Genomic DNA, 25,684 nt, shown 5'->3' on the forward strand with positions numbered 1-25,684 from the left:
AAGAACTGTCTGTCCGCTCTCCTGGGGCCGCGGCCCGGGCCGCATGCACGCCCTCGGCTTAAGCACAGCAGTTCTTCTGCTTCCGTGCGGTTCCCGTTGCTACCCTGGAGACACATCTCGCACATCAGTGCCACGGAAGGACCCCTCAATGGCCGGCGGTAACCCGCTTCTCCGCGATTTCTCGAAGCCGGGCGCAGGCAGCGCCCAGCCCTCCGGGAACCAGTACGGACAGAACTCCTACGGAACCCCCTACCAGCAGCAGCCCGGCTACGGGCAGACGGGCTACCAGCAGGGCGGCTACGGCCGGCCGCAGCAGGGTGTCCCGTACTCGGCCGAGCGCCTCGACTCGATGTACAACGCCCCGGCCGCCGGGACGAACCAGACCGGCCGGATGACCTACGACGACGTCATCATGCGCACCGCCACGGTGCTCGGCGCCGTGGTCGTCGGCGCGCTCGCCGGCTGGATCATGCCGATCCTCACCATCCCCGGTGCCCTGATCGGTCTCGTCCTGGGCCTGGTCAACGCGTTCAAGCGCCAGCCCTCGCCGGCCCTGATCCTGGCCTACGGCCTGTTCGAGGGCATGTTCCTCGGCGGCATCTCGCAGATGTTCGAGGCCATGTACCCGGGCATCGCCGTCCAGGCCGTGATCGGCACCCTCGCGGTGTTCGGCTCCGTGCTCGTGCTCTTCCGCTCGGGCAAGCTGCGGGCCTCCGCGAGGGCGACCAAGATCTTCATGGTCGCGCTCATGGCCTACTTCGTGTTCGCCCTCGTCAACCTGGGCGCGGTCCTGCTGTTCGGCTTCAACATCCGCACCGACAGCCCCCTCGGCCCCTGGCTGGGCCTGGCCATCGGCGCGATCGCCATCCTGCTGGCCGCGTACAGCTTCGTGCTCGACTTCGAGAACATCAAGCGCGGCGTCGAGGTCGGCGTCCCGGAGAAGATGGCCTGGTCCGCGGCCTTCGGCCTCACGGTCACGCTCGTGTGGCTCTACATCGAGATCCTGCGCATCCTGGCGATCATCCGGGAGATGACCTCGAACTAGGTCCTCACGCTCCGGCCCAGCGCGGCCCACGACGGCCCGGCACCCGCCCACCGCGGGTGCCGGGCCGTCGTCGTGCCCCGGCGCGCGGGTGCAGAACGGGCGTCAGTGGTAGGAGATCCGGGGCCCGGGGGTGGGCCGGGTGGCCGCGTGCTCGGCCGCCACGCCCCGGGGCGGGCGGCCCACGAACAGCCAGCCGAGGAGCTTTTCCTCCGCGGCCAGCCCGTAGAAGGCGCGGACCGCGTCCTCGCGCGCGCCGTCGCGCTCGGCCCACACGGTGCCCCAGCCGGCCGCCCAGAACGCGGCCTCGAGCAGCGGGCGGGCCCCGTGCGCCGCGTTGAGCTGCTCCTTGCGGGAGAGGCCCAGGGCGTCGTCGGGACTGAAGACGAGGGCGCAGCCCATCCCGCCCGTGCTCGCCCACTTCAGGGCGCCCCGGAACGCCGCGAGCCGGCGCAGCTGCTTGCTCTTGAGCCGCGGGAACGGCGCCGACATGTTGGGCACCCGGGTCATCCCCGCCAGTGCCGCCGCGAGCTCCGGGGCGGAGCGGCGGGTGGTCACGGCCACCCGCCAGCTCAGTCCCGGCTCGGCGGCCGCAGTGCCTGCGGCGGCGCGGAGCACGGCCTCCAGCTCCTCCCGGGGAGGGGCGTCCGGGGTCAGGGCGGGCGCCGGCCGGCGCTGGGCGAGGACGCGGAGGAACGTGCGTGACATGCCGCCAGTCTTCCACCGTGCGCGCGCCGCGGGCGGGAGCGGCGTCCCGGGGGCGTCCCGGGCCCCGGCCGGGCGTCGCCGGCCGGTCGCGCGGGCGTGCCAAGATGTCTTCATGCCTTCGACTTCGCACGACGCCGAGCGGCCTCCGCTGCCCGGGCCGAGCAACGAGCTCCCCCCGTTGCACGGCAACGCCGCGGGAGGGGTCGCGGTCTCCGTGCGGGTCGCCGCGGCGTGGTCGTGGCGGCTCATCATCATCCTCGCGGCCGTGGGGCTGCTCGGCTACATGCTCTCCACGATCACGGTGGTCATCATCCCCGTGCTCATCGCGGGCCTGCTCGCCGGGCTCCTGTTCCCGCTGGTGAAGTGGCTGCGGGGGCGGCACGTGCCGGCGGGCCTGGCCTCGGGCCTCGCGGTGCTCCTGCTCATCGGGCTCGTGACGGGCCTGCTGGTGCTCGCCGGCCGGCAGATCGTGCTCGGCTTCGCGCAGCTGTCCGAGAACGTGGTGGTCGGCACGCAGCAGCTCCTGGGCTGGCTCGAGGACGGGCCCCTGAACCTCAGCGCGGACAGCGTGAACGACTGGATCGACGATCTCGGCACCACGATCCAGGACAACAGCGAGGCCATCCTCTCGGGGGCCATGTCCTTCGGCTCGACGGCGGGCAACGTGCTGACCGGCATCATCATCATGCTCTTCACCCTGCTGTTCTTCCTGATGGACGGGGAGCGGATCTGGCTCTTCCTGGTCCGGCTGTTCCCGGTCAGCGCACGGCGGGCCGTCAACGGCGCCGGCCGCCGGGGCTGGACCTCGCTCGTGCAGTACGCGCGGGTCCAGGGCTTCGTGGCTTTCGTGGACGCGGTGGGCATCGGGCTCGGCGCGGCCCTGCTCGGCGTCCCGCTCGCGCTGCCCATCGGCATCCTGGTGTTCCTGGGCTCCTTCATCCCGATCGTGGGCGCCGTGGTCACGGGGATCGTGGCGGTGCTCGTCGCCCTCGTGGCCGACGGCTTCGGCACCGCCCTGGCCATGCTCGCCGTGGTGCTCCTGGTGCAGCAGATCGAGTCCAACGTCCTGCAGCCGCTCGTGATGGGGCGGGCCGTCTCCCTGCACCCCCTCGCGGTGTTCCTGGCCGTGGCGTCCGGCACCATCCTCTTCGGCATCACCGGGGCGCTCTTCGCCGTGCCGCTGATGGCCTTCCTCAACACGGTGGTGCGCTACCTCGTGAACGGCGCGTGGCGCGCGGACGACGAGATCCCGTGGGAGCCGTACTACTTCCCGTGGGAGATCAAGAAGCACGCGCGCCGCAACGACCTCACCCGCGACCAGGTCATGGCCCAGCTCCAGCGCTTCCGCCGGACCCGCGCCAAGGAACGGCTGCAGGCCGCCCTCAAGCGCGGCCGCCGGGACGACCGCGCCCGGGCCGCGGCGGGAGCCGGCCGGCGCCCCGGCCGCGGGCCCGGCGGCAACGGTGCCGGTGGGGGGCCTCCGGCCGCGCCCGAGCGGCCCTCGGGCAGCGACTAGGATGAGGACCGCGCCCGCCGCCGGCGGGCGCTCACCGTGGGCGGGCCCAGCGGCCCGCCGCGGTCCCGCCCCACGCCCCGACCGGGAAAGAAGACGCACCGTGAGCCTGGCCGAACTGCCCGTCCGCCTCGCCGACATCCAGGACGCCGCCGCGCTCCTCGAGGGCGTGATCGACCGGACCCCGGTGGCCCACTCCCGGGCGCTGTCCCGGCTGATCGGCTCCGAGGTCAACCTCAAGGCCGAGAACCTCCAGCGCGCCGGCTCCTTCAAGGTCCGCGGCGCCTACGTGCGGATGGCCAAGCTCACCGACGAGGAGAAGGCCCGGGGCGTCGTGGCGGCCTCCGCCGGCAACCACGCCCAGGGAGTGGCCCTCGCCGCGGCCAAGCTCGGCATCACCGCGCGCATCTACATGCCCCTGGGCGCGGCCTTGCCCAAGATCGCCGCGACCCAGGACCACGGGGCCGAGGTGATCCTGCACGGCACCACCGTGGACGAGGCGCTCGCCGAGGCCCAGCGCCACGCCACCGCGACCGGAGCGGTGTTCGTCCACCCCTTCGACCACGCGGACATCGTGGCCGGACAGGGCACGCTCGGCCTCGAGGTGCTCGAGCAGGTGCCCGAGGTCGACACCGTCATCACCGGGGTGGGCGGCGGGGGGCTGCTCGCCGGCGTGGCGGTGGCGGTCAAGGCCCGGGCCGAGCAGCTGGGCCGGCCCATCCGGCTCATCGGCGTGCAGGCCGAGAACGCGGCCGCCTACCCGCCCTCCCTCGCGGGGGACGCGCTCGTGACCCTGGACCGGGTCTCGACCATCGCGGACGGCATCGCCGTGGGCAAGCCGGGGCAGCTGCCGTTCAGCATCATCAAGGAGCTCACCGACGACGTCGTGACGGTCTCCGAGGACTCCCTCGCCCGGGCGCTGATCTTCCTGCTCGAGCGCAACAAGCTCGTGGTGGAGCCGGCCGGCGCCGTCGGCGTCGCGGCCCTGCTGGACGGCCGCCTGCAGAGCGCGTACCCGGACCTCGGGAACACGGTGGTGGTGCTCTCGGGCGGCAACGTGGACCCCATGCTCATGCTCAAGGTCATCCAGCGGGGCCTCTCGGCGGCCGGCCGGTACATGACCATCAAGATGATGCTCACCGACCGCCCGGGCGAGCTCGCGCGCATCTCCCAGCTCATCGCGGTCCAGGACGCCAACGTCACCGGCGTGGACCACACCCGGATCGGCGGCTCGCTCAGCCTGGGGGACGTGTCCATCACCATCGACATGGAGACCAAGGGCCACGAGCACTGCCGCCAGGTCCTCCGGGCGCTCGAGGCGGAGGGCTACCACCCCGTCGTCGTGCACTGACCGTGCGCGGGGCACGGTCCCGGGCCGCGGACGACGACGGCGCCGGTCCCCGCGGGGACCGGCGCCGCTGTGGGCGGGCGCGGCGTCAGGAGCGGCGCCGGCCGGTGAGGTAGGTGGCGAACGCGCTGACGAACGTCGCGAAGACGACGACGTTGCGCAGGCTGCCGGGCTCGCTCGCGGCCGGGTCGCCCTGGCCGGCGAAGTGCAGCACGACGGCCACGGCCCCGAGCACCACCGTCAGGACCAGCAGGACCTTGGTGCCGGGGCCGGGACTGCGCAGCCAGTGGGTCGTCACCGGGGCCTCAGCCCTTGAACGGCTTGGCGTCCAGGATCTTGACCGGGATGTCCTTGCCGTTGGGCGCGGTGTAGGACAGCTCGTCGCCGACCCGGTGGCCGGAGATCGCGGAGCCCATGGGGGACTTCTCGGAGAAGACCTCGAGGTCGCTGCCGGCGGCCAGGTCCTCGGCCACCTCGCGGGAGCCGATGAGGAAGGTCATCGCCTCGCCGGCGATCTCGGCGGTGACGACCATGCCGGCCTCGACCACGCCGTCGTCCGCCGGGGCCTCGCCGACCTGGGCGTTCTCGAGCAGGTTCTTGAGGTGGACGATGCGCCCCTCGTTCTTGCTCTGCTCCTCGCGGGCGGCGTGGTAGCCGCCGTTCTCCTTGAGGTCGCCCTCCGAGCGGGCCTGGTCGATGCGCTCCACGATCTCCTGCCGGTACGGGCCGGAGATGTGGTCGAGCTCCTTCTTCAGGCGGTCGTAGGCCTCCTGGGTGAGCCAGGCGCCGGTCTTGTTCGTGGTGGTCACATTCTCTCCTCGGTGGACGGTCGGTCGGGCCGCGGCTGCCCGCCCGGGAGTCCGGGCGGGTCCGCGGCGGACCGGGACGGCGGTGCGGGCCGCCGGTGGTGCAGGGGCCCGCTACGCAAAGACCCCGCCCCGGTGCAGGTCGTCCGTTCGGACGGTGTCCGGCTGCCGGGGACGGGGAGTCCTGGTCCCCAGTCTAGGCGGGGCGGGCGGACAAGCCCAAAGAACGGTGTCGGCGGCGACACACGGGCGCCGCGCGGCTCACTCCTCGACCCAGCAGGAGTCCACGACCGCGGTGGTCGCCAGGTTCGTGGTGCGCACCGCCGCCCGGTGGGAGCTCGTCCCGCCCTCGCTCAGCCGCTCCGCGGGCACGGCCCCGACGGTCACCTCGGCCCAGCCCACCACGGCGTACTCCTGGTTGAGCGCCTGCACCGCGCACGTCACCACGTCCTCGGGGCGCTTGGTGAGCTCGAAGTCGGCCGTGGCCCGGGCCTCCGAGACCACCTCGAAGCCGATGTCCTTGAACGTGGGGGCGCCCTGCCGGGCCGTCACCACCCAGACGACGAACACGGCCGTCAGCACGGTGGCCGCCGCCGCGAGCCCGATCCAGCCGCGCGGCCCGATGCGGCGCTCGCGGCGGGGGGCTCCGTAGCGGTCGGAGAGCAGGTCTGAGGAGTCGGTGGACACGGCGGCCTCGGGTCTCGGGGGCGGAAGCGGCGGCGGCCGGAGCCGGCCGCCGCCCGGCCACTGTAGCCGAGACGCCTGGGAGCATCCCGGGCGCGGGCCCGCCCGGCGAACGCGTAAAATGGGCGGCGGCCCGTGCCCGCACCGGCCGCACCCCGTTCCCCCGACCGTTCCCGAGAGGATTCCCCGAGTGACCTCCCTGTCAGAGATGCGCCTGCTGGCCGTCCACGCCCACCCCGACGACGAGTCGAGCAAGGGCGCCGCGACCATGGCCCACTACGTCCGGCAGGGGGTCGAGGTCATGGTGGCCACGTGCACCGGTGGGGAGCGGGGGTCGATCCTCAACGCCGAGATGGAGGGCCACCCGCACGCCGAGCGGGACCTGACCGGCCTGCGCCGGCACGAGATGGCGCACGCGGCCGCCGCGCTGGACGTCCGCCACCGCTGGCTCGGCTTCATGGACTCCGGCCTGCCCGAGGGGGACCCGCTGCCGCCGCTGCCGCCGGGCTGCTTCGCGCTGCAGCCGCTCGAGCGCGCCGCCGCGCCCCTGGTCCGGCTCGTGCGCCGGTTCCGGCCGCACGTGATCCTCACCTACGACGAGAACGGCGGCTACCCGCACCCGGACCACATCCAGACGCACAACGTCTCCGTCGAGGCGTTCCGCGCGGCCGGGGACCCGGAGCGGTACCCGGGTCTCGGCGAGCCGTGGACCCCGCAGAAGCTCTACTACGACCGGGCGTTCAACCTGGAGCGCTTCGTGGCCCTGCACGAGGCCCTCGAGGAGCGCGGCCTGCAGTCCCCGTACGCGGCCCGGATCGCGATGCTGCAGGAGAGCGACCCCGAGGGCCACCGCCCGCCGGCCCCCCGGCACGAGACCACCACCAGGGTGCGGTGCCCGGACACGTTCCCGCTGCGGGACGAGGCGCTGCGCAGCCACCGCACCCAGGTGGCGCCGGACGGGATGTTCTTCGCCGTCTCCGCCGAGCTGCAGTCCGAGGTCTGGCCGTGGGAGGACTACGTGCTCGCCGAGTCCCGGGTGCCCACCGAGCTGCCGGAGCACGACCTGTTCGCCGGGATCGTGGGCTGAGCGCCGCGATGAGCACCGTGCTGAACGCGCTCGCCCTGCTGCCCGCGATGGCGCCCAACCCGATCGACGAGGGCACCCTGCGCCCCGGCCTGGACCCGAGCCAGGTGACCCCCGGCGTGCTGGGCTTCCTCATGACGCTGCTCCTGGCCGTGGCCGTCATCTTCCTGGTGCGGGACTTCAACCGCCGCAACCGCCGCCTGCGCTACCGTGCGGAGTACGCCGAGCGCCGGGCCGCCGAGGAGCGGGTGGGCGGCTACGCCGGGGCGGACGACACCCGGACCGCCGGGGACGCCCGGGACGACGGCGCCGGGAGCGCCGGGGCCCGGGGCGCCGGGGGAGACCCGGTGGCGCCGGCCGAGGAGCCGGAGGGCCCCGACCGGCGCGGCTGAGACCGGGGCCCGCCCGCGGGCCCGTGTGCAGGACCCGAGATCCGAGGAGCTCCCGTGGCCAACCGATTGACCGGACAGTCCTCCGCCTATCTGCGCCAGCACGCGGACAACCCCGTGGACTGGCAGCCGTTCGACGCCGCCGCGTTCGCCGAGGCGGCCCGCCGCGACGTGCCGGTGTTCCTCTCCGTGGGCTACGCCGCCTGCCACTGGTGCCACGTGATGGCCCACGAGTCCTTCGAGGACCCCGAGGTCGGCGCCTACCTCAACGAGCACTTCGTGCCCGTCAAGGTGGACCGCGAGGAGCGCCCGGACGTGGACGCCACCTACATGGTGGCCACGCAGCTGATCACCCGCCAGGGCGGCTGGCCCATGAGCGCGTTCCTCACCCCGGACGGGCGGGCGTTCCACGCGGGCACGTACTTCCCGCCGCGGCCCGCGCACGGCATGCCGTCCTTCCGGCAGGTCCTCGAGGCCGTGGCCGCCGCGTGGTCGACCCGCCGGGACGAGCTCGAGCAGGCCGCGGACACGGTCGCCCGGGCCATCGCCGGGCAGGCCGAGGACCTGCGCTCCGCCCTTGCCGGCGGCGCCGTGACCGTGCCGGCGGCCGGGGAAGCGGAGGAGGACGGGCCGGACCTGGCCGCCGCGGCACTGGACGTGCTCCTGGCGGACGAGGACCCCGCGCACGGGGGCTTCGGCGGCGCCCCCAAGTTCCCGCCCTCCACGGTGCTGCTCCTGCTGGAGCGGCTCGCCGCCGGCGGGGCCCCGCGGACCGCGGACCGGGCGCGGGGCCTGCTCGGGCGCACCCTCGGCGCGATGTGCGGCTCCGCGCTGTTCGACCACGTGGGCGGAGGCTTCCACCGGTACTCCGTGACCCGGGAGTGGTCCCTGCCGCACTACGAGAAGATGCTCTACGACAACGCCCAGCTGCTGCGGGCCTGCGCGCGGGCTGCGGTCGCGGACCCCGGCGCCGGCCACGCGCGGGCCGCCGCGGACACCGCCGGGTTCCTGCTGGCGGAGCTGCGCCTGCCCGGCGGGGCGTTCGCGTCCTCCCTGGACGCGGACACGGTCTCCGCGGACGGGGACGTGCACAGCGGCGAGGGCGCGTTCTACGTGTGGAGCCGGTCGGAGCTGCGCGAGGTCCTGGGCGCCGACCGCGGCACGGCCGTGGCCGACCTCATGGGCGTGGCGGCCGGGGCCCCGCAGCCCCTGCACCCCGGGCGGGTCCTGGACGGGACCGACCTGGCGCTGTGGGACGACGCCCGCCCCGAGCTCGCCGCCGCCCGCTCCCGGCGCCCCGCCCCGGCCCGGGACGACAAGGTCGTGGTCGGCTGGAACGGGATGACGGTCACCGCGCTGGCGGAGGCCGGGGTGCTGCTGGAGGACCCGGCGCTCGTGCTCGCCGCCGAGGAGGCCGCAGCGCACCTGTGGGCGGTGCACTGGGACCCGTCCCGCCGGAGCCTGGCGCGCACCAGCCACGCGGGCTCGGCGGAGCGCTCGATCGAGGGCCTGCTCGAGGACTACGCGATGGTCGCCGAGGGCTTCCTCGCGCTGTACCGGGCCACCGGGGCGGCGCCCTGGTACGAGCGGGCCCGGGAGCTCGCCGACGTCGCCGCGGAGCGGTTCTCGCACCCGGGCCCGGACGGCGGGCCGGAGCGGGTCTGGTCCGACCTGGCGGACGTCCCGGCGCCGCTGCTCGCGGCGGGCAGCTCCGGGCGGGCGGAGCCCCTCGACGACGTCACCCCGGCCGGGACGGCCGTGCTCGCCGCGGTGCACGTGGAGCTGTGGGCCCTGGAGGAGGACGAGCACCGGCTGGGGGCGGTCCCCTCCCTGCTGGGGCCCCTGGAGCTGCTGGCCCGCCGCTCGCCCCGCAGCGCCGGCCGGGCCCTGGCCGTGCGGGCGGAGCTCGGGTCCGCCCCGGCGCACGTGGTGCTCGCCGGCGGGACCGCCGAGGACAAGCTCGCGGCCCGGCGGGCCGTGGGCCCCGCCGCGGTGCTGAGCACGCGGGTGGTGGACGCCGACGCCCCGGGGGCGCCGGGCTCGGCCCGCGGGAAGGCCGCGCTCGGCGGGCGGTTCACGGTGTACATGTGCCGGGACTTCGCCTGCCGCGCCCCCGTGCACTCGGTCGCGGAGCTCCAGGAGCAGCTGGCCGGGGCGGACCCGCTCAGCTGAGCATCGCGAGCATGATCGCCACGTAGTGCAGCGCGAAGCCCAGCACCGTGAAGGCGTGGAAGACCTCGTGGAAGCTGAACACCTCGGGCAGCAGCCGCGGGCGCCGGGTGCCGTACACCACGGCTCCGGTGATGTAGGCCACCCCGCCGGCGGCGGTGAGCGCGGCGGCCGGTGGGCTGGCCTGCCAGAACTGCGGGAGGTAGAAGAGGGCCAGGCAGCCCATCACCACGTACAGCGGGGTGTACAGCCAGCGGGGCGCGAGGGTCCACAGCAGCCGGAAGGCCACCAGGCCGGCGGCGCAGGACCAGATCACGACGAGCAGCAGCCGGGACTGCGCCGGGGCCAGCAGCGCGACGGCCAGCGGCGTGTAGGTGCCGGCGATCAGCAGCGCGATGTTCGAGTGGTCCATCCGGCGCAGGACCATGTGCAGCCGCCGGGGCCAGTAGGCGCGGTGGTAGATCGCCGACACGCCGAACAGCAGGATGCCCGTTCCGCCGTACACGGCGCACGCGATCCGCAGCTCGGTGCTGGGCGCCAGCAGGATCGCCACGAGGCCCAGAACGACGACGACGGGCGTGAAACTCGCGTGGATCCAGCCCCGCCACGCGGGCTTGCGCTCCACGAGGTCCTCGATCCGGTGCTCGACCGCCTGCTCGACGCGGCCGGCGGCCCGGCCGACGGCGCCGTGCGAGTGCTCCATGATGATCCTTCCGGCGTGCTGTGCGTGAGTCCGACCGGTCTCCCACCGGGTAGTTTAGGAGGCGTCCCCGAGAGCCGGCCGGGTCCGTGACGGCCGCCACGTCCGGCACCGTGGCCCCCACCACGTCCGGGACCACCACCGACACCGTGCGCGAGAACCCGGGAGGAAGCACAGATGCCCAAGCCACGGCCGCTCTACCGGTTCTACGAGCGCCGGCTCTCCACCGGCCTCGACCCGCGGCGGCTGCCCAAGCACGTCGGCGTCCTCGTGGACGGCAACCGGCGGTGGGCCAAGCAGTTCGGCGCCTCGACCGCGGACGGGCACAAGGCCGGGGCGCAGAAGATCGTCGAGTTCCTCGGCTGGTGCCGGGAGCTGGACATCGAGGTGGTCACCCTCTACATCCTCTCCACCGAGAACCTCAAGCGCCCGGCCGCCGAGCTGGAGCCCCTGCTCGAGATCATCTCCGACCTCATGGACACCCTCACCGAGGCCGGCATCTGCCGGGCCCAGCCCGTCGGCGCGCTCGAGATGCTGCCGCCGCGGCTAGCGGACTGTCTGGCCGACCTCACGGAGCGCACCGCGGGCAACGCCGGACCGCACCTGAACATCGCGGTCGGCTACGGGGGCCGGCAGGAGATCGTGGACGCCGTGCGGGAGGTGCTCACGGAGGCGCTCGAGGCCGGCACGGACGTGCGGGAGCTCGCGCAGAGCCTGTCCGTGGAGGACATCTCCCAGCACCTCTACACGCGCGGGCAGCCGGACCCGGACCTGCTGATCCGCACCTCCGGCGAGCAGCGGCTGTCCGGGTTCCTCATGTGGCAGTCCGCCTACAGCGAGTACTACTTCTGCGAGGCCCTGTGGCCGGACTTCCGGCGCGTGGACTTCCTGCGGGCGCTGCGCGACTACGCGTCCCGGCAGCGGCGCTTCGGCGGCTGAGCGGACCCGGCCGCGCCCGTCGTCGTCCCCCGTCATCGGTGCTGCCGCCGGCCCTGCCGCCGGCCCCTGACGTCGGCCCCTGACGTCGGCCCCTGACGTCGGCCCTCGCCGGCGCCGCCGCGGTCGTCCCGGGTCGTCGCGGGCAATTTCCGCGCCGTTCACCGTTTCTGCTCGCATGGTGGGGCCGGTCCGCATACGTTGTCCTCAGGTGGACGGCGCGGACGCCGCCCACCGCACCGGAGAGGAAGGGCCGCCATGAGCATCTCCAAGAAGCAGGAGCGCATCGTCGACATCACCGCCCCCCTGGGCGCCGGGGTGCGCTCCTACGTGATCGACACCTCGGTGCTGCTGTCCGACCCCCGGGCGATCCTGCGCTTCGCCGAGCACCAGGTGGTGCTCCCCGTCATCGTGATCACGGAGCTGGAGGGCAAGCGGCACGACCCGGAGCTGGGCTACTTCGCCCGGCAGGCGCTGCGGCTGCTGGACGACCTGCGGGTGGAGCACGGCGGGCTCAACCGGCCCGTGCCCCTGGGGGACGAGGGCGGGAGCCTCGTGGTGGAGCTCAACCACGTCTCGGACACCGTCCTGCCGGTGAGCTTCCGGCTCAAGGACAACGACTCCCTGATCCTGGCCGTGGCGCTGAGCCTCGCCAACGAGGGCAAGGACGTGTGCATCGTCTCCAAGGACCTGCCGATGCGGGTCAAGGCCTCCGCCCTGGGCCTCGAGGCCGAGGAGTACCGGGCCGAGTGGGTCGGCTCCGACGTCGAGTGGTCCGGGACCGCGGCGCTCGACGTACCCGACGACGTGGTGGACCGGCTCTACGGCGGTGAGGCCGTCGTGGTCCCGGGTGCCGAGGGGCTGCCGGCCAACACGGGCCTGACCCTGCACTCCGTGCGCGGCAGCGCCCTGGCCCGGGTCCGCGCCGACGGCTCCGCCCGGGTGGTGCGCGGGGACCGGGACGTCTTCGGCGTGCACGGCCGCTCCGCCGAGCAGCGCCTCGCGATCGACCTCCTGCTGGACCCCGAGGTGGGCATCGTCTCGCTGGGCGGGCGCGCCGGCACCGGCAAGTCCGCCCTGGCCCTGTGCGCGGGCCTGGAGACGGTGATGGAGCGCCGCGAGCACCGCAAGGTCATGGTCTTCCGGCCCCTCTACGCGGTGGGCGGCCAGGAGCTCGGCTACCTGCCCGGCTCCGAGGAGGAGAAGATGAACCCGTGGGGCCAGGCCGTCTTCGACACCCTCGGGGCGCTGGTCTCGCAGGAGGTGGTCGAGGAGGTCCTCGACCGGGGGATGCTCGAGGTGCTGCCGCTCACGCACATCCGCGGCCGGTCCCTGCACGACGCCTTCGTGATCGTGGACGAGGCCCAGTCCCTCGAGAAGAACGTGCTGCTCACCGTGCTCTCCCGGATCGGGCAGAACTCCAAGGTGGTCATGACCCACGACGTCGCCCAGCGCGACAACCTCCGGGTGGGCCGCCACGACGGGGTGACCGCCGTGGTCGAGGCGCTCAAGGGCCACCCGCTCTTCGGCCACGTCACGCTGACCCGCTCGGAGCGCTCGCCGATCGCCGCCCTGGTCACGGAGGTGCTGGGCGACCTGGACGGCTGAGCCCCGGCTCTGCCCGGCCTCCCGTCCGGGGCCCCGCCGCCGTCCCCGGGCGGTGGGGCCCGGACGTGCCGGGGGCCTCCGGAACCCCGGGGGCGCCAGGGGTCCGAGCGGCCTCAGGGGCCGACGGGCCAGGGCAGGTGCCGGCTCACGTCCGTGAGGTCCAGGCGCACCGAGGCGAAGAGGTCGTCGATGAGGTCCTCGTCCACGGCCTCGATGCGCAGGTCGTGGCCCGTGCCGGCCAGCGGCCCCTCGAGCACCTCGGAGCGGACGCAGATCGCCGTCCGCTCGTCGAGGAGCACCCGGGTGCGGGCCGGGGCGAGGGGGTGCCCCGGAGCGGCCGGGGCGTAGGCGTGGCCGGGGACCACCACGGCGTCGCGCACCCGCCGCCCGTGGTGGGTGCCGGTGCTGACGTCCTCGACCGTGCAGGGCTGCCGCTCCGGCAGGTAGGGCGGCACGGGGGCGTCCCCGGCCAGCTCGACCGGGTCGAGGATGGCCTGCCAGCGTCCGCCGCCGAACACGGGGTCTCCGTAGGCCGCCTCGGGCCGGCGCTCCACGAGCCCGGAGTCCGTGTACACCGGGGCCACGAGGCGCGGCGCCAGCAACCACGAGGCCGGGGTCGAGGCGACGTAGAAGTCGTCGAGCGACTGCTCCCGCGTGCCGGCCGTGTACAGCGGGGTGCCGTCCAGGGCCTCGACGCGCAGAGCGTCCGGGCGGCGGACCCAGGCCCGGACGGGCTCGCGGGGCACGGTGCCCTCGGGGGCCGGCCAGGACAGGACGAAGCGCACGGTGTCCCAGCGCCACGGCGAGGAGCGGCTCAGGGCCCGGAACTCGTCCGGGTCGGTGGGCGCGGGCACGGGGGAGCGGGGCATGGGCCCAGTCTAGGGAGCGGTCCCGGGCGTCCACAGGAGTCCTGCCCGGCACGCGGACCGGGGCTACGATGCCCGGTGTGGGCACCTTCCTGACCGAGCAGCTCGCCCGCGGGGACGCCGCCGGCTGGACCGCCGTGGCGCTCGCGGTGCTCGGCACCGCCGTGCTCACAGCCGCGTGCGCGTGGCTGTGGCGCACGGACGTGCGGGAGCACCGCCTGCCCGGCCGCGTGGTGCGCCCGCTCTACCCCGTGTGCGGGGCGCTGCTGGGCGCGGCGGCGGTCGTGGCCGGCGAGCCCGTCCGGCTCCTGTGGATGCTGTGGGGCCTGGTGGTCGTGGGCGGGCTCTACGTCCTGCTCCGGCTGCTGAACCCGGCGGGGATGGGCATGGGCGACGTCCGGCTCTCGGGGCTGCTCGGCATGTGCCTGGGCTTCGTCTCCGTCTGGCACGCCGTGCTGGGGGCGGCGGCCGGGTTCGTGCTCGGCGGCCTGGCCGGGGCCGTGCTCGTGGCGCTGCGCCGGGTGGACGCCCGCTCCCGGGTGGCGTTCGGGCCCGCCATGATCACCGGGGCCCTCGGCGTCCTCCTGCTGCTGTGACCCGTGCCGGCCTGCCAGAATGGGCCGGACCCCACCGACCGGCGACCCTGCACGAGGAGCCCGCATGCCCACCCCCGAGTTCGTCCTGTCCCTGCGGGAGAAGATCGGCCACGACCTCCTGTGGCTGCCGGCCGTCACCGCCGTGGTGCTGCGCGACGACGGGCGGGTGCTGCTGGCCAGGCGCAGCGACAACGGCAACTGGGGACTGGTGAGCGGGATCGTCGAGCCCGGCGAGGAGCCGGCGGTCACGGCGGTGCGGGAGTGCCTCGAGGAGACCGGCGTCGTCGCCGTCGTGGAGGACCTCGTGGCGATCAAGGCGGGGGAGCCCGTGCAGTACCCGAACGGGGACCGCTGCCAGTTCCTGGACCACACGTTCCGCTGCCGCTGGGTCTCCGGCGAGGCCCGCGTCAACGACGACGAGTCGCTCGAGGTCGGCTGGTTCGCCCCGGACGGCACCCCGCCGCTGCCGCCGCACCAGCGGGCCCGGCTCGACGCCGCCCTGGTGCACGACGGCCGCGCCCGCTTCGTGGTCTGAGCCCGGACCTCGTTCCCGCCGGGCGCGCCCCCAGGACGCCACGAGAAACACAGTGTGCTTACTTGTGGGGCGGAGCACACGTTCCTAGACTCGGAAGCGTCCACCCGACGAGCACCAACGAGCAAGGAGGAACGACATGCCCGCAGGACAGACCGGTTTCGACGACGTGACCTACGACCTGGTCTCCGTGCAGTACCACTCGCTCAAGGCAGGCCACGACTACGGCCAGTACGTGCGGGACGCCCGCAACGCCGGCCGCGACGACATCGCCGAGTTCTTCGAGCAGGTGATGAGCCAGGACGCCGAGCGTGCCCGGAAGTGCCACGAGTTCATCAAGGAGCTCTCCACGTCCGACGAGTCCGGCCCGGCCGTGACCTCCTGACCCGGTCCGGCGCGCGAGCCGCCGCCGCACGACGCGAGGGGTCGCGCCCGCCCAGGATCCTCCTGGCGGGCGCGACCCCTCGGCGTGGGGAACGGCGGATCAGGCGTTGGGGCCCGTCATGGTGGTGACGTCCAGCGCCCGGTCCAGCTGCTCCTCGGTGAGCCGGCCGTCCTCCACGTAGCCCAGGGCGACGGTCGCCTCGCGCACCGTCATCTTGTTCGCCACGGCGTGCTTGGCGATCTTCGCGGCGGCCTCGTAGCCGATGGCCTTGTTCAGCGGGGTCACGATGGACGGCGACGCCTCGGCGAGGAAGCGGCAGCGCTCCCTGTTCGCCTCGAGCCCGTCGATCATCTTCTCCGCCATCACGCGCGAGGAGTTCGCGAGCAGCCGGACCGACTCCAGCAGGGCCGAGGCCATGACCGGGATGCCCACGTTGAGCTCGAACGCGCCGTTGGTGGAGGACAGCGAGACCGTGGTGTCGTTGCCGATCACCTGCGCGCAGACCTGGATGGTGGACTCGCAGATCACCGGGTTGACCTTGCCGGGCATGATCGAGGAGCCGGGCTGGAGATCGGGGATCAGGATCTCGCCCAGGCCGGTGTTGGGCCCGGAGCCCATCCAGCGCAGGTCGTTGTTGATCTTCATGTAGCTGTAGGCGACGTTGCGCAGCTGGCCGGAGGCCTCGACCAGGCCGTCCCGGTTGGCCTGGGCCTCGAAGTGGTTGCGGGCCTCGGTGATGGGCAGCCCGGTCTCCTCGGCGAGCAGCTCGATCACGCGGGCGGAGAAGCCGGCGGGGGTGTTGATGCCCGTGCCCACCGCGGTGCCGCCCAGCGGGACCTCGGCCACGCGCGGCAGCGAGGACTGCACCCGCTCGATGCCGTAGCGCACCTGCGCGGCGTAGCCGCCGAACTCCTGGCCCAGGGTGACCGGGGTGGCGTCCATGAGGTGGGTGCGCCCGGACTTCACGACGTCCTGGAACTCCGCGGCCTTCCGCTCGAGGGACTCGGCGAGCTGCGTCATGGCCGGGACCAGGTCGTTGACCAGCGCGCCCGTGACGGCCACGTGCACGGAGGTCGGGAAAACGTCGTTGGAGGACTGGGAGGCGTTGACGTGGTCGTTGGGGTGGACCTCGACGTCCGTGCCCTCGAGCGCCTGGTTGGCGAGGGTCGCCAGCACCTCGTTGGTGTTCATGTTGGAGGACGTCCCGGAGCCGGTCTGGAAGACGTCGATCGGGAAGTGCTCGTCGTACTGCCCCGTGGCGACCAGGTCCGCGGCGTCCGCGATGGCCTTGGCGCGCTCGTCGTCGAGCACCCCCAGCTCCGCGTTCGCCCTGGCGGCGGCCTTCTTGATCTGCGCCAGCGCGACGATGTGCTGGGGCTCGAGCGGCTTGCCCGAGATGGGGAAGTTCTCGACCGCCCGCTGGGTCTGCGCGCGGTACAGGGCGTTCGCGGGAACGCGGACCTCGCCCATGGTGTCGTGCTCGATGCGGTACTCGGTGGTCTCTGCGGTGGTATCAGCCATGGCGTCAGTCTAGGACAGCCGCAGGTGACGCCCGGCACGCCCGGCCCGCCGTGACGGCCGCCGGCCGGGCGGTCCGGGTCAGCGGGCCGGGAGCCAGGTGCCGTGCCCGTGCACGAGCTCCGCCTCGCCGTCCTCCAGGTGGTAGAAGACGCCGACCACGGCGACGTCCCCGTTGGAGACCGCGTCCGCGATCACCCGGGACTGCTCCATGAGCCGCGACGCCGTCTGCTTGGTGTGCTCCACCACGGCCGAGTTGACGTCCTGGCGGCCGGCGCGCTGGGTCTCCAGCACGGACGGCATGATCCGCTCGATGAGGTCCCGCTGGAAGCCGCGGGGCATCTGCCCGGAGCCGGCGACGGCGTGCGCGGCGGTCACGGCCCCGCAGGAGTCGTGGCCGAGCACCATGATCAGCGGCGTGCCGAGGTTCGCCACGGAGTACTCGATGGAGCCGAGCACGGCGTCGTCGATGACCTGCCCGGCGGTGCGCACCACGAACGCGTCACCCAGTCCCAGGTCGAAGATGATCTCCGCGGCCAGCCGTGAGTCCGAGCAGCCGAAGATCACGGCGAACGGGTTCTGCCCGCCCGCCACGGACTGCCGGCGGGAGGCGTCCTGGTTGGGGTGCAGGGACTCGCCCGCGATGAAGCGGGCGTTGCCCTCGCGCAGGCGCTGCCAGGCGGCGGCCGGGGTGCGGGGCGAGGTGTCTTCGGGGCGGCTGTCCGGGTTCATGGCGTCTCCGTGGTTCGCGGGGCAGGGGCATCGGTGAGGTCCTCGGCGACGGCGGCGGCCAGCCGGTCCAGCTCGGCGCCGGGCGCGTCGCCCTTGAGCACCACGGTGGAGCCGTTGACCTCTCCCGTGTACGCGGTCAGGGCGTCCTGGTTCCGGGACTCCTCCCGGACGTGCACGTCCCACGCCACGCCCCCGACCTCGACCTCCGCCGTGGCGGGGACGGCCTCGGTCTGCTGGGCCAGCCACGTGGGGTTGGACAGGGACGTCTGCACGAGACCGATGAAGCTGCCCTGCGGGGTGGCCCAGCCGATCTCCCAGAAGGGCACCCCTTCGGCGGCGCCGCCGTTCCACCGGGCGTAGTTGGCGGTCCAGCCCTCGCCGGGCTCCGGCACGACCGGGGTGAAGGGCGCCTCGTCCGCGACGTAGTCCGCCTCCTGCGCCACGTCGACGTCCGGCCGGTACGGCTGGGCGTCGGGGCGGGGCTGGAGCCACACGAAGGGCAGGACCAGCAGGAGCAGGACGGCCATCGAGATGATCATCCCCTGCACGGGGGCGTTGAGCCGCCGGGCCTGCTTCTCCGTGATCTGCGGGAGCGGCTGCTCCGGGGCATCGGTGCCGGGGGACGCGGGGTGCTCGGGCGCGGGCTGCTCCGCCGCAGGGGTCTCGGCGGGACGGTCGGGGGTCGAGGAACTCACCCGTCCATTGTGCCCTGTCCGCCGCGCCCTGTCCGTCCCGCCGGGAACCTCCCAGCTCCGCCGGCAGCCGCCCGGCCGTGAATGTGGCGCGCGTCGCGGTCCCCGGGGGAGCGGACGATATGCTGGGCGGGACGTGGACCGCGCCCGCGGCCGAGCCCGGCCCGGGGGTCCCGCAGAACGTGAACTCGAAGGTGAGGAACAACGTGGCCGAAGAAACCACCGGAACGATCCCCGCGCGCACCAACAACGTGGCCGACCGCAACCTGGCGATGGAGCTGGTGCGGACCACCGAGGCGGCGGCGATCGCCGGCGGCCAGTGGGTCGGCGCGGGCGACAAGAACGCCGCCGACGGGGCTGCGGTCGACGCCATGCGGTCCCTGCTCTCCACCGTGCACTTCAACGGCACCGTGGTCATCGGCGAGGGCGAGAAGGACGAGGCCCCGATGCTGTTCAACGGCGAGCAGGTGGGCGACGGCTCCGGGCCGTCCTCCGACGTCGCCGTGGACCCCATCGACGGCACCCGCCTCACCGCGCTCGGCATGAACAACGCCCTGGCCGTCATCGCGGTGGCCGACGGCGGGTCGATGTTCGACCCCTCCGCGGTCTTCTACATGGACAAGCTCGTGGTGGGCCCGGAGGCCGCCGATTTCGTGGACCTGCGCCTGCCCGTCAAGCAGAACCTGCACCTCGTGGCCCGGGCCAAGGGCGTCAACATCAACCAGCTCACCGTGTGCGTGCTGGACCGCCCGCGCCACCAGCAGCTCGTCGACGAGATCCGCGCCACCGGCGCCCGCACCCGGATGATCCTCGACGGGGACGTGGCCGGGGCGATCGCGGCCTGCCGCGAGGGCACCGGCGTCGACGTCATGATGGGCATCGGCGGCACCCCCGAGGGCATCGTCACGGCGTGCGCCGTCAAGGCCACCGGCGGCATCATCCAGGGCCGGCTCGCCCCGGTCGACGACGACGAGCGGCAGAAGGCCCTCGACGCCGGCCTGGACCTCGACGCGGTGCTGACCACCGACGACCTCGTCACCTCGGACAACTGCTTCTTCTCCGCCACGGGCATCACCGACGGCGACCTGCTGCGCGGCGTGCGCTACCGCGGCCGCCGGATCACCACCCAGTCCATCGTGATGCGCTCCCGCTCCGGGACCGTGCGCATGGTCGAGGCGGAGCACCTCGCCTCCAAGTGGGAGAAGTACGCCCGGCACTGAGCCCGGCGCCGAGCCCGCCGGTCGCGGCCCGCGGCCGCGACCCAGGACCCCCGTACCGTCCACCGGTGCGGGGGTCCTCCCGTCCCCTGTCACACCGTGTCCGGCGCCTGCCGGACCCCCTCCCGGCTCTAGACTGGAGCCCGAACTGCGGGCGCCGACCGCGGTCCCCCAGCCGGGGCGGAGCGCCCGGGTGACGAGGAGGATCCCCACGTGAGCACGACGGTCAGCCCCTGCCCCAACCGCAAGACCTGGGACGCCACCGTCCGGGTGACCGGCGGGCACCCGCAGCAGCTGTGGGGCATCGGCGAGGCACAGGTCTCCGCCGAGGGCCCGGCCCTGCGGGTCGACCGGGTCATGGTCCACGACGCCGAGCAGCGCACCGTGGGCTACGCCCAGCTCTACCTGCGCTCCGAGGCCGAACGGGTGGTCGCCGGGACCGTGCACTGCCACGTCCACCGGCCCGAGGACCTGCCCGTGGTCGCCGCGGCCCTCGCCGACTGGGCGCGGGAGGAGCACTCGGCGGTGCTGCTGCGCTTCCAGGCCGACACCCTCCGCGGCCCCGGCACCCGGGAGGCGCTGGAGGCCGCCGGGTTCTCGCGCCCCGACGCGGGCCCCGGCCCGGAGGAGCCGCGGCGGCTGGAGGTGCTGCTGGGGGAGACCGAGCGGGACCTCTCGCGGCGGCTCTCGGAGGCCACCCTGGACCGGTGCCGCGCGGCGCTGCGCACCCCGGGCGTGACCGTGCGCGAGGTGACGGCCGGCAGCCGGGTGCTGGCGAACATCGGGCTCCGGACCCGGCTCATCACCCAGCTGCTCGAGGACCTGGGGGAGGACTCGCTGCTGCTCGTGGCCACCGAGGCCGCCGAGGACGGCCGCGAGGCGGCGCTGGGCTACCTGTGGTTCGTGCACACCCGCGGCCTGGCGATGATCTACCGGCTCGGCTTCACCCGCCGGGGCCGGGACCTCGGCGTGGACGACGCCCTGCTGCTGACCGGGATCGTGGAGCTGCAGAAGCGACGCGTCCAGCGGCTCGACGGCGGCGACCCGGACGAGACGGAGGTGCCGCTCGTGGTGCGCGAGCTGGCCGGGGCGGAACGGCCGGTGCTGGGACCGTGGGAGAAGCCCCTGGGCCGCGGGCCGGCCGGGGAGTTCTCGCAGGACCGTGCCGAGGCCGCGGCTGCGGCGACGGGCACGGCGGTCGCCGCGGAGCTGGGCCTGGGCGAGTCCGTCCCCGCGTGGTCGCCCGAGCACGGCGAGCCCGACGACGAGCCCGAGGCCGACGACGAGGCGGGGCGCCCGGCCCGGGGACGGGCCCGGCGGGCCCGGGACCTCACCCGCCGGGTGGTCACGGAGGGGATGTCCGCCCTGCGCGACGCCGCGGGGCGCTGACGGCGCACGGGCGCAGTGCCGCTCCGTGCGGTGCCGATGTCGGCGGGTCCGGAGCGGGCCGCGCTGAGCCGCACCGTTCCGTGCCGCACCGGACTGTGCGGCGCTGATCCGTTGGGTGCCGGGGGCCCGGAGTCCAGCAGTCCCGTCGCGGGAGCGCTCAGCCCTCCCGGCGGCGCACCCCGGCGACGGCCTGCCGCAGCCGGTCCGGCAGACCGGGAAGGCTCTTGCGGGCCGCGAGCGCGGCCTCCCGGGCGGCGCGCACCCCGGTGTACGCGGCGTACCTGCCCCGGCTCACGGGCAGGTCCCAGGTCCCGGGGTAGGACTCCGGGCGGCCGCCGAAGGACTTCTTGAACTTCGTGAAGCCGTGCCACGCGTGCTCCGGGCCGGCGTTTTCGGGCGCGGTGCCGAAGAGGTCGAACCGGCGCAGGCCCTTCTGCTTGGCGTCGAGGACCATCCGCACGACCAGCGGGATCCCCGCCGAGAGCCTGCGGTGCTCGAAGTCCATCGCGGCGTGGGCGTAGGTGCGGGTGTCGTCGGAGTCGTAGACGAGGGAGGCGCCGATGGGCTCCCCGTCCAGCCGGGCCACGTACAGGGCCGCCGCGCCCACGGGCATGAGGCTGCGGGCCGCCTCGCGCAGATAGGCGTCCTGCTGGCGGGCGAAGTCCTTGCGCTCGGCGGTGGCCTCGAGGAAGCCCAGGAGCACGTCGACGTCCTCCGGGTCGGTCGAGGTCGTGAAGGTCACGCCCTTCTTGGCGATGTTGCGGTGCAGGTTGCGGTTGGTGGACTTCATGTCCTTGAGGATCGCGTCCTCGTCCTGGGTGAGGTCGATGACCTGGGTGTGCCCGGGCTGGACCTGCCGGGGCGCCGGGCGCAGTCCGCGCCGGCGCAGGGAGGCCTCCGGCGTCTCGAGCCCGTCCGTCACCGCGGCGTCCACGGGCTCCACCCGCACGAACCAGCACCGCTCGGCGCGTGCGGTGCTGGTGAGGTCCTCGAGCGCGGCCTCGAAGGCCTGCGGGGTCTGCGCCTCGGGGCCGTACGGGCAGTAGAGGTAGCGGCCGGTCCGGCCGCCCTCGAGGACGGCGAGGTAGCGCCATCCGTCCCCGGAGGCCTGGAACACCTTGTGCCCCAGGTTCCGCTGGAAGACGGCCCATGCGTTCGACTGCAGTATGTTCGCCACGCCCCCACTGTACCGGGGTGTCCGGGCGCTGCCGTCGCCCTGCGGGACGGCCCGGTCAGGGCACGGAGCAGGTGCCGTTGGGGGTGAGTTCCTGCGCTCCCACGAGGGGTTTCGCCGCCGGGACGGGAACGGTCATCGCGATCCCGGGGCCCACGGGTGTGCCGGCGGGCAGGGCCTCCGCGTCCCGCGCGCCGCGGTCCGTGGCCTCCTCGAGCACCCGGTCCACGTCCTCGTGCAGCCGGTCGTAGTCGGGGTAGGTGGGGAAGGACGGGTCGTAGTAGGGCGGGCCGGCGGCGAACTGCACGAGCTCGTGCTCCTTGGCCTTGAGCGCCACGTCCACGAAGGAGCCGATCTGGCTTTGCGGGATGTCGGTCTCGACGACCTGCGTCCCGGACTCCGCGAGGTCCTCGAAGCGGGTCAGCACGTTGACGGGGTTCAGCTGCTGGAGCATGGCGGCCTGCACGCAGCGCTGGCGCGCCTGGCGGTCGTAGTCCGTGGCGCCCTCGCGGGACCGGGCGTACCAGAGCGCCTCGTAGCCGTCCAGGTGCTGGACCCCCGGTTCGATGTACCCGAAGATCTCGTTGGGCAGGCCCGTGACCAGGTCGGTGCCGCCGCCGATGGGCACGCGCCCGCCGACGTCGATGGTGATCCCGCCGAGAGCGTCCACGAGCTGCTCGAAGCCGTTCATCTCGACGATCGCGTAGGCCTGGACCTCGATTCCGAGGATGCCCTCCGCGGCGTCCTTCATGGCCTCGGCGCCGGGGTCGGCGGCGTCGGGGTAGAGCTCGGCGTGGTTGTTGACGACGTCGGTGTAGAGGGCGTTGAGGATGCACGCGTCGCCGCAGTCGAAGCCCTCGGGGTAGACGTCCGCCAGCGGCGAGTCCTCGGGGAAGGGCGTGTTCTGCAGATTGCGGGGCAGGGAGATCGTCACGGTCCGCCCGGAGTCGGCGTCCACGCTGAGCACCGTCATCGAGTCGGGGCGGCGGCCCGAGCGGTCCTCCCCGGAGTCGGTGCCCATGAGCAGGATGTTGTACCGCCCGTCCGAGGGGCGGAAGGGCAGCCCGCCGCCGAAGACGTCCGAGACCGCCCCGCGCGTCACGGACAGCAGGTAGGCGGAGTAGGCCAGCCCGCCGGAGGTGAGCAGCATCAGCGCCACGGTGGCCGCGGCCACCGCCCGGCGGGTCCGCCGCACGAGCAGACCGGGGCGGATGAGCCGGAACGTGTCGAAGAAGAGGAACGCCCACCCGAGCGCGAGGGCCACCAGCCCGGCGATCACGAGCAGGGACGTGAACGAGTTCGTCAGGAACCAGACGAGCGGGGTCCGCCACAGGAGCAGGCTGAGGAGCGCGAGGGCCGCCGCGGCCCAGACGACCACGTCGACCTTGAGGGCGGCACGCCCCGTGGCCCGCCGGCCCGCGACGAGCTGGGCGCTGCCGGGGACCACGAGCGTGGACAGCAGCAGCGTCCAGGCGCGCCGGGCCCGGGCGCCGTCCCCGGCGTGCTGGGGATGGCGCAGCGGGTCCGTGAGCCGGGGCGGGCTCGCCGCGCCGTCGTCGACGCCCCGCACGGCCGTCACGGCGTCCGGCGGGAGGTCCCGGGGGCGGGAGTCCTCGGCGGACGGGTCGTGCGGCGGACGGGGGTCGTGCTCAGCGCGGGGGGTGTGGCCGTTCACGGGCAGCTCCGGCGGGGAAGGGCGGGCAGGGCAGGTGCGGGGCGGCCGGTCAGCCGCCGAGGCGGGTGCGCAGGGCGGCGCCCTTGTCGTGGGCGGTCTGCCGCAGCTCGGCGGCGAAGCGCAGGAGCTGTCCGCGCAGCGCCTCGGCCTGCGGGTCCGTGCCGGCGGCGAGGATCCGGGCGGCCAGGAGCCCGGCGTTGCGGGCCCCGCCGATGGACACCGTGGCCACCGGCACGCCGGCGGGCATCTGCACGATCGACAGCAGCGAGTCCATCCCGTCGAGGGTCTTCAGGGGGACGGGGACGCCGATCACCGGCAGGGGAGTCACCGCCGCGAGCATCCCCGGCAGGTGGGCGGCGCCGCCGGCCCCGGCGATGATCACCCGCAGCCCCCGCTCGTGGGCCTGCCGGCCGTACTCGATCATCTCGGTGGGCATCCGGTGGGCGGAGACGACGTCGGCCTCGTACGGGATCCCGAACTCCTCGAGCGCGGTGGCGGCGGCCTCCATCACGGGCCAGTCGGAGTCCGAGCCCATCACGACGCCCACGGCGGGCTGCTGCTTCTCGTTCACTGGTGCTCCTGGGCTGCTCGGCGGGCCGGGGCCGCCGTCGCGGTCCGGTCTGGGGCTACGCTATCCGTCCCGGCTGGACGGGCCGTGGGAGGCACGCTGGTCAGGCCTGCCCGTCGCGCAGCACGGCCGCGGCGCGGGACGCCCGCCGGCGCAGCTCCGTGATCTCGTCGGCGGCGCCGGTGACGTTGACGTGACCGATCTTGCGCCCGGGCCGCACGGCCTTGCCGTAGTTGTGGATCTTCGCGCGGGGCTCGGCGCTCATCGCGGCCCGGTAGGCGCCGAAGAGGTCCTGGTTCGCCCCGCCCAGGTAGTTCTTCATCACCGCGGACCCGCCGATCAGCCCGGTGTCCCCGAGCGGGAGGTCCAGCACGGCGCGCAGGTGCTGCTCGAACTGGCTCGTCACGGACCCGTCCATGGTCCAGTGCCCGGAGTTGTGCGGGCGCATGGCCAGCTCGTTGACCAGGAACCCGTAGCCGCGGCCGGGGGTCTCGAAGAGCTCCACGGCCATCACCCCGGTCACCCCCAGCTCCGTGGCCAGCGTCCGGGCGGCGTCGGCGGCCGCGGACGCGACCTCGGGCAGCAGCTGCGGGGCGGGCGCGAGCACCTCGTCGCAGACGCCGTCCACCTGGATCGACTCCACCACCGGCCACGCCCGCACCTCGCCGGAGGGGGTGCGGGCCACGAGCGCGGACAGCTCGCGGGAGAAGCCGACCTTCTCCTCGACCAGCAGGGGGCCGTCCGTGCGCGCGAACCACTGCGCCGGCTCGGCGCCGCGGGCGTCCTCGGCCGTGCCGAGGACCATCACGCCCTTGCCGTCGTAGCCGCCGCGCGGCGTCTTGAGCACCACGGGCCAGCCGGTGCGCTCGCCGAAGGCGATCAGCTCCTCGACGTCGGCGACCGCCGCCCACTGCGGGTTCGGCAGCCCGAGGCGCTCCACGGCCGCGCGCATCCACAGCTTGTCCTGGGCGTGCACCAGGGCGTCCGGGCCCGGGCGCACGTCGACGCCCTCGGCGAGCAGGGTCCGCAGGTGCTCGGTGGGCACGTGCTCGTGGTCGAACGTCAGGACGTCGACGCCCCGGGCGAACCGGCGCAGCACCTCGAGGTCGGTGTAGTCGCCCACGGGCGCGGTGGGCACGGCGGCGACCGCCGAGACGTCGGGGCCCTCGGCGAGCACGCGCAGCTCGATGCCCAGGGCGGTGGCGGAGGGCGCCATCATGCGGGCGAGCTGCCCGCCTCCGACGACGCCGACGACAGGGACGGTCACAGAAGAATTCACCCGACCAGGGTATCCCGGTCCCTCGGGCCCTCCCGGCGGACTGTGCTGAAGCTCTCCGGTGCCGCGGAGGAAGG

The 25,684-nt window shown here is 74.1% G+C and carries 26 protein-coding genes; 13 read left to right on the plus strand and 13 right to left on the minus strand.

The features are described 5' to 3' along the window. Positions 1-148 precede the first annotated feature (148 nt). A complete protein-coding gene (locus tag AVL61_RS11080) occupies positions 149-1,045 on the plus strand; it encodes a Bax inhibitor-1/YccA family protein (protein WP_058874386.1) in 897 nt (298 codons plus the stop codon). A gap of 102 nt (positions 1,046-1,147) precedes the next feature. On the opposite strand, the gene AVL61_RS11085 is transcribed toward AVL61_RS11080, so the two are convergent. After that, a complete protein-coding gene (locus AVL61_RS11085; protein ID WP_058874387.1) occupies positions 1,148-1,750 on the minus strand; it encodes a nitroreductase family protein in 603 nt (200 codons plus the stop codon). A gap of 112 nt (positions 1,751-1,862) precedes the next feature. On the opposite strand from AVL61_RS11085, the gene AVL61_RS11090 reads away from it, so the two are divergent. After that, positions 1,863-3,266 (plus strand): AI-2E family transporter, encoded by a 1,404-nt coding sequence (locus AVL61_RS11090; RefSeq protein WP_082697087.1) that lies wholly within the window; start codon positions 1,863-1,865, stop codon positions 3,264-3,266. Between the two features lie 100 nt (positions 3,267-3,366). After that, entirely contained in the window at positions 3,367-4,614 is a 1,248-nt protein-coding gene (gene ilvA / locus AVL61_RS11095; protein ID WP_058874389.1) for a threonine ammonia-lyase, read from the plus strand. Positions 4,615-4,699: 85 nt separating this feature from the next. Here ilvA and AVL61_RS11100 read toward each other — a convergent pair whose 3' ends face one another. From AVL61_RS11100 to AVL61_RS11110, 3 genes are all read right to left on the minus strand, one after another. After that, the gene (locus AVL61_RS11100) at positions 4,700-4,909 is read right to left on the minus strand and encodes a hypothetical protein (protein WP_058874390.1); all 210 of its coding nucleotides are present in this window, start codon (positions 4,907-4,909) and stop codon (positions 4,700-4,702) included. Between the two features lie 7 nt (positions 4,910-4,916). Next, entirely contained in the window at positions 4,917-5,420 is a 504-nt protein-coding gene (greA, locus tag AVL61_RS11105) for a transcription elongation factor GreA (protein WP_058874391.1), read from the minus strand. Positions 5,421-5,678: 258 nt separating this feature from the next. Beyond that, positions 5,679-6,104 (minus strand): DUF4307 domain-containing protein, encoded by a 426-nt coding sequence (locus AVL61_RS11110; protein ID WP_058874392.1) that lies wholly within the window; start codon positions 6,102-6,104, stop codon positions 5,679-5,681. Between the two features lie 205 nt (positions 6,105-6,309). Between AVL61_RS11110 and mca the strand changes: the two genes are divergently transcribed. From mca to AVL61_RS11125, 3 genes are read left to right on the plus strand one after another with little or no spacing between them, the layout of a single operon-like run. Then, entirely contained in the window at positions 6,310-7,188 is an 879-nt protein-coding gene (mca, locus tag AVL61_RS11115) for a mycothiol conjugate amidase Mca (protein ID WP_058874476.1), read from the plus strand. An 8-nt stretch (positions 7,189-7,196) separates the two neighbouring features. Next, on the plus strand, positions 7,197-7,577 hold the full coding sequence (locus AVL61_RS11120) for a hypothetical protein (protein WP_058874393.1): 381 nt from the start codon (positions 7,197-7,199) through the stop codon (positions 7,575-7,577). Between the two features lie 54 nt (positions 7,578-7,631). After that, entirely contained in the window at positions 7,632-9,746 is a 2,115-nt protein-coding gene (locus AVL61_RS11125) for a thioredoxin domain-containing protein (RefSeq protein ID WP_082697088.1), read from the plus strand. Here the strand turns inward: AVL61_RS11125 and trhA are convergent. Continuing rightward, positions 9,739-10,446 carry a PAQR family membrane homeostasis protein TrhA gene (gene trhA / locus AVL61_RS11130; protein ID WP_058874395.1) on the minus strand — a complete coding sequence of 236 codons (708 nt, stop codon included), beginning with the start codon at positions 10,444-10,446 and terminating at the stop codon, positions 9,739-9,741. The genes AVL61_RS11125 and trhA overlap by 8 nt on opposite strands. A gap of 174 nt (positions 10,447-10,620) precedes the next feature. Between trhA and AVL61_RS11135 the strand changes: the two genes are divergently transcribed. Together AVL61_RS11135 and AVL61_RS11140 are read left to right on the plus strand one after the other, a co-directional pair. Beyond that, positions 10,621-11,382 carry an isoprenyl transferase gene (locus tag AVL61_RS11135; protein WP_058874396.1) on the plus strand — a complete coding sequence of 254 codons (762 nt, stop codon included), beginning with the start codon at positions 10,621-10,623 and terminating at the stop codon, positions 11,380-11,382. A gap of 255 nt (positions 11,383-11,637) precedes the next feature. After that, the gene (locus tag AVL61_RS11140; RefSeq protein WP_058874397.1) at positions 11,638-12,987 is read left to right on the plus strand and encodes a PhoH family protein; all 1,350 of its coding nucleotides are present in this window, start codon (positions 11,638-11,640) and stop codon (positions 12,985-12,987) included. 113 nt (positions 12,988-13,100) lie between these two features. On the opposite strand, the gene AVL61_RS11145 is transcribed toward AVL61_RS11140, so the two are convergent. Then, positions 13,101-13,856 (minus strand): hypothetical protein, encoded by a 756-nt coding sequence (locus tag AVL61_RS11145; RefSeq protein WP_058874398.1) that lies wholly within the window; start codon positions 13,854-13,856, stop codon positions 13,101-13,103. 68 nt (positions 13,857-13,924) lie between these two features. Between AVL61_RS11145 and AVL61_RS11150 the strand changes: the two genes are divergently transcribed. The 3 genes from AVL61_RS11150 (at position 13,925) to AVL61_RS11160 (ending at position 15,366) form a co-directional block, all read left to right on the plus strand. Then, positions 13,925-14,449, plus strand: coding sequence for a prepilin peptidase (locus AVL61_RS11150; RefSeq protein WP_058874399.1), 525 nt, complete (start codon positions 13,925-13,927; stop codon positions 14,447-14,449). 64 nt (positions 14,450-14,513) lie between these two features. Next, positions 14,514-14,984 carry an NUDIX hydrolase gene (locus AVL61_RS11155; protein WP_058874400.1) on the plus strand — a complete coding sequence of 157 codons (471 nt, stop codon included), beginning with the start codon at positions 14,514-14,516 and terminating at the stop codon, positions 14,982-14,984. 136 nt (positions 14,985-15,120) lie between these two features. Further along, a complete protein-coding gene (locus AVL61_RS11160; RefSeq protein ID WP_058874401.1) occupies positions 15,121-15,366 on the plus strand; it encodes a hypothetical protein in 246 nt (81 codons plus the stop codon). A 99-nt stretch (positions 15,367-15,465) separates the two neighbouring features. Here AVL61_RS11160 and AVL61_RS11165 read toward each other — a convergent pair whose 3' ends face one another. The 3 genes from AVL61_RS11165 to AVL61_RS11175 form a co-directional block, all read right to left on the minus strand. After that, positions 15,466-16,887: a class II fumarate hydratase gene (locus tag AVL61_RS11165; protein ID WP_058874402.1), complete on the minus strand. Its 1,422-nt coding sequence runs from the start codon at positions 16,885-16,887 to the stop codon at positions 15,466-15,468. Between the two features lie 78 nt (positions 16,888-16,965). Beyond that, the gene (locus AVL61_RS11170; RefSeq protein ID WP_058874403.1) at positions 16,966-17,616 is read right to left on the minus strand and encodes a carbonic anhydrase; all 651 of its coding nucleotides are present in this window, start codon (positions 17,614-17,616) and stop codon (positions 16,966-16,968) included. Further along, a complete protein-coding gene (locus AVL61_RS11175; protein ID WP_058874404.1) occupies positions 17,613-18,311 on the minus strand; it encodes a DUF4245 domain-containing protein in 699 nt (232 codons plus the stop codon). Before AVL61_RS11175 ends, AVL61_RS11170 begins: the two co-directional genes overlap by 4 nt. Before the next feature lie 269 nt (positions 18,312-18,580). On the opposite strand from AVL61_RS11175, the gene glpX reads away from it, so the two are divergent. Together glpX and AVL61_RS11185 are read left to right on the plus strand one after the other, a co-directional pair. Next, positions 18,581-19,528: a class II fructose-bisphosphatase gene (gene glpX / locus AVL61_RS11180; protein WP_058874477.1), complete on the plus strand. Its 948-nt coding sequence runs from the start codon at positions 18,581-18,583 to the stop codon at positions 19,526-19,528. 210 nt (positions 19,529-19,738) lie between these two features. Next, positions 19,739-20,914, plus strand: a complete 1,176-nt coding sequence (locus tag AVL61_RS11185; RefSeq protein WP_058874405.1) for a hypothetical protein — start codon at positions 19,739-19,741, stop codon at positions 20,912-20,914. Between the two features lie 157 nt (positions 20,915-21,071). Here the strand turns inward: AVL61_RS11185 and AVL61_RS11190 are convergent, their stop codons facing one another. From AVL61_RS11190 to AVL61_RS11205, 4 genes are all read right to left on the minus strand, one after another. After that, positions 21,072-22,091 (minus strand): lipid II:glycine glycyltransferase FemX, encoded by a 1,020-nt coding sequence (locus AVL61_RS11190; protein ID WP_058874406.1) that lies wholly within the window; start codon positions 22,089-22,091, stop codon positions 21,072-21,074. 55 nt (positions 22,092-22,146) lie between these two features. Then, complete coding sequence (locus tag AVL61_RS11195; protein WP_058874407.1) at positions 22,147-23,763, minus strand: LCP family protein; 1,617 nt, start codon at positions 23,761-23,763, stop codon at positions 22,147-22,149. Between the two features lie 49 nt (positions 23,764-23,812). Then, entirely contained in the window at positions 23,813-24,298 is a 486-nt protein-coding gene (purE, locus tag AVL61_RS11200; protein WP_058874478.1) for a 5-(carboxyamino)imidazole ribonucleotide mutase, read from the minus strand. A 136-nt stretch (positions 24,299-24,434) separates the two neighbouring features. Continuing rightward, complete coding sequence (locus tag AVL61_RS11205) at positions 24,435-25,598, minus strand: 5-(carboxyamino)imidazole ribonucleotide synthase (protein ID WP_082697089.1); 1,164 nt, start codon at positions 25,596-25,598, stop codon at positions 24,435-24,437. Between the last annotated feature and the right edge of the window lie 86 nt (positions 25,599-25,684).

Origin of the sequence: Kocuria rosea subsp. polaris, from assembly GCF_001483755.1 — a bacterium.
Lineage (GTDB): Bacteria > Actinomycetota > Actinomycetes > Actinomycetales > Micrococcaceae > Kocuria > Kocuria cellulosilytica.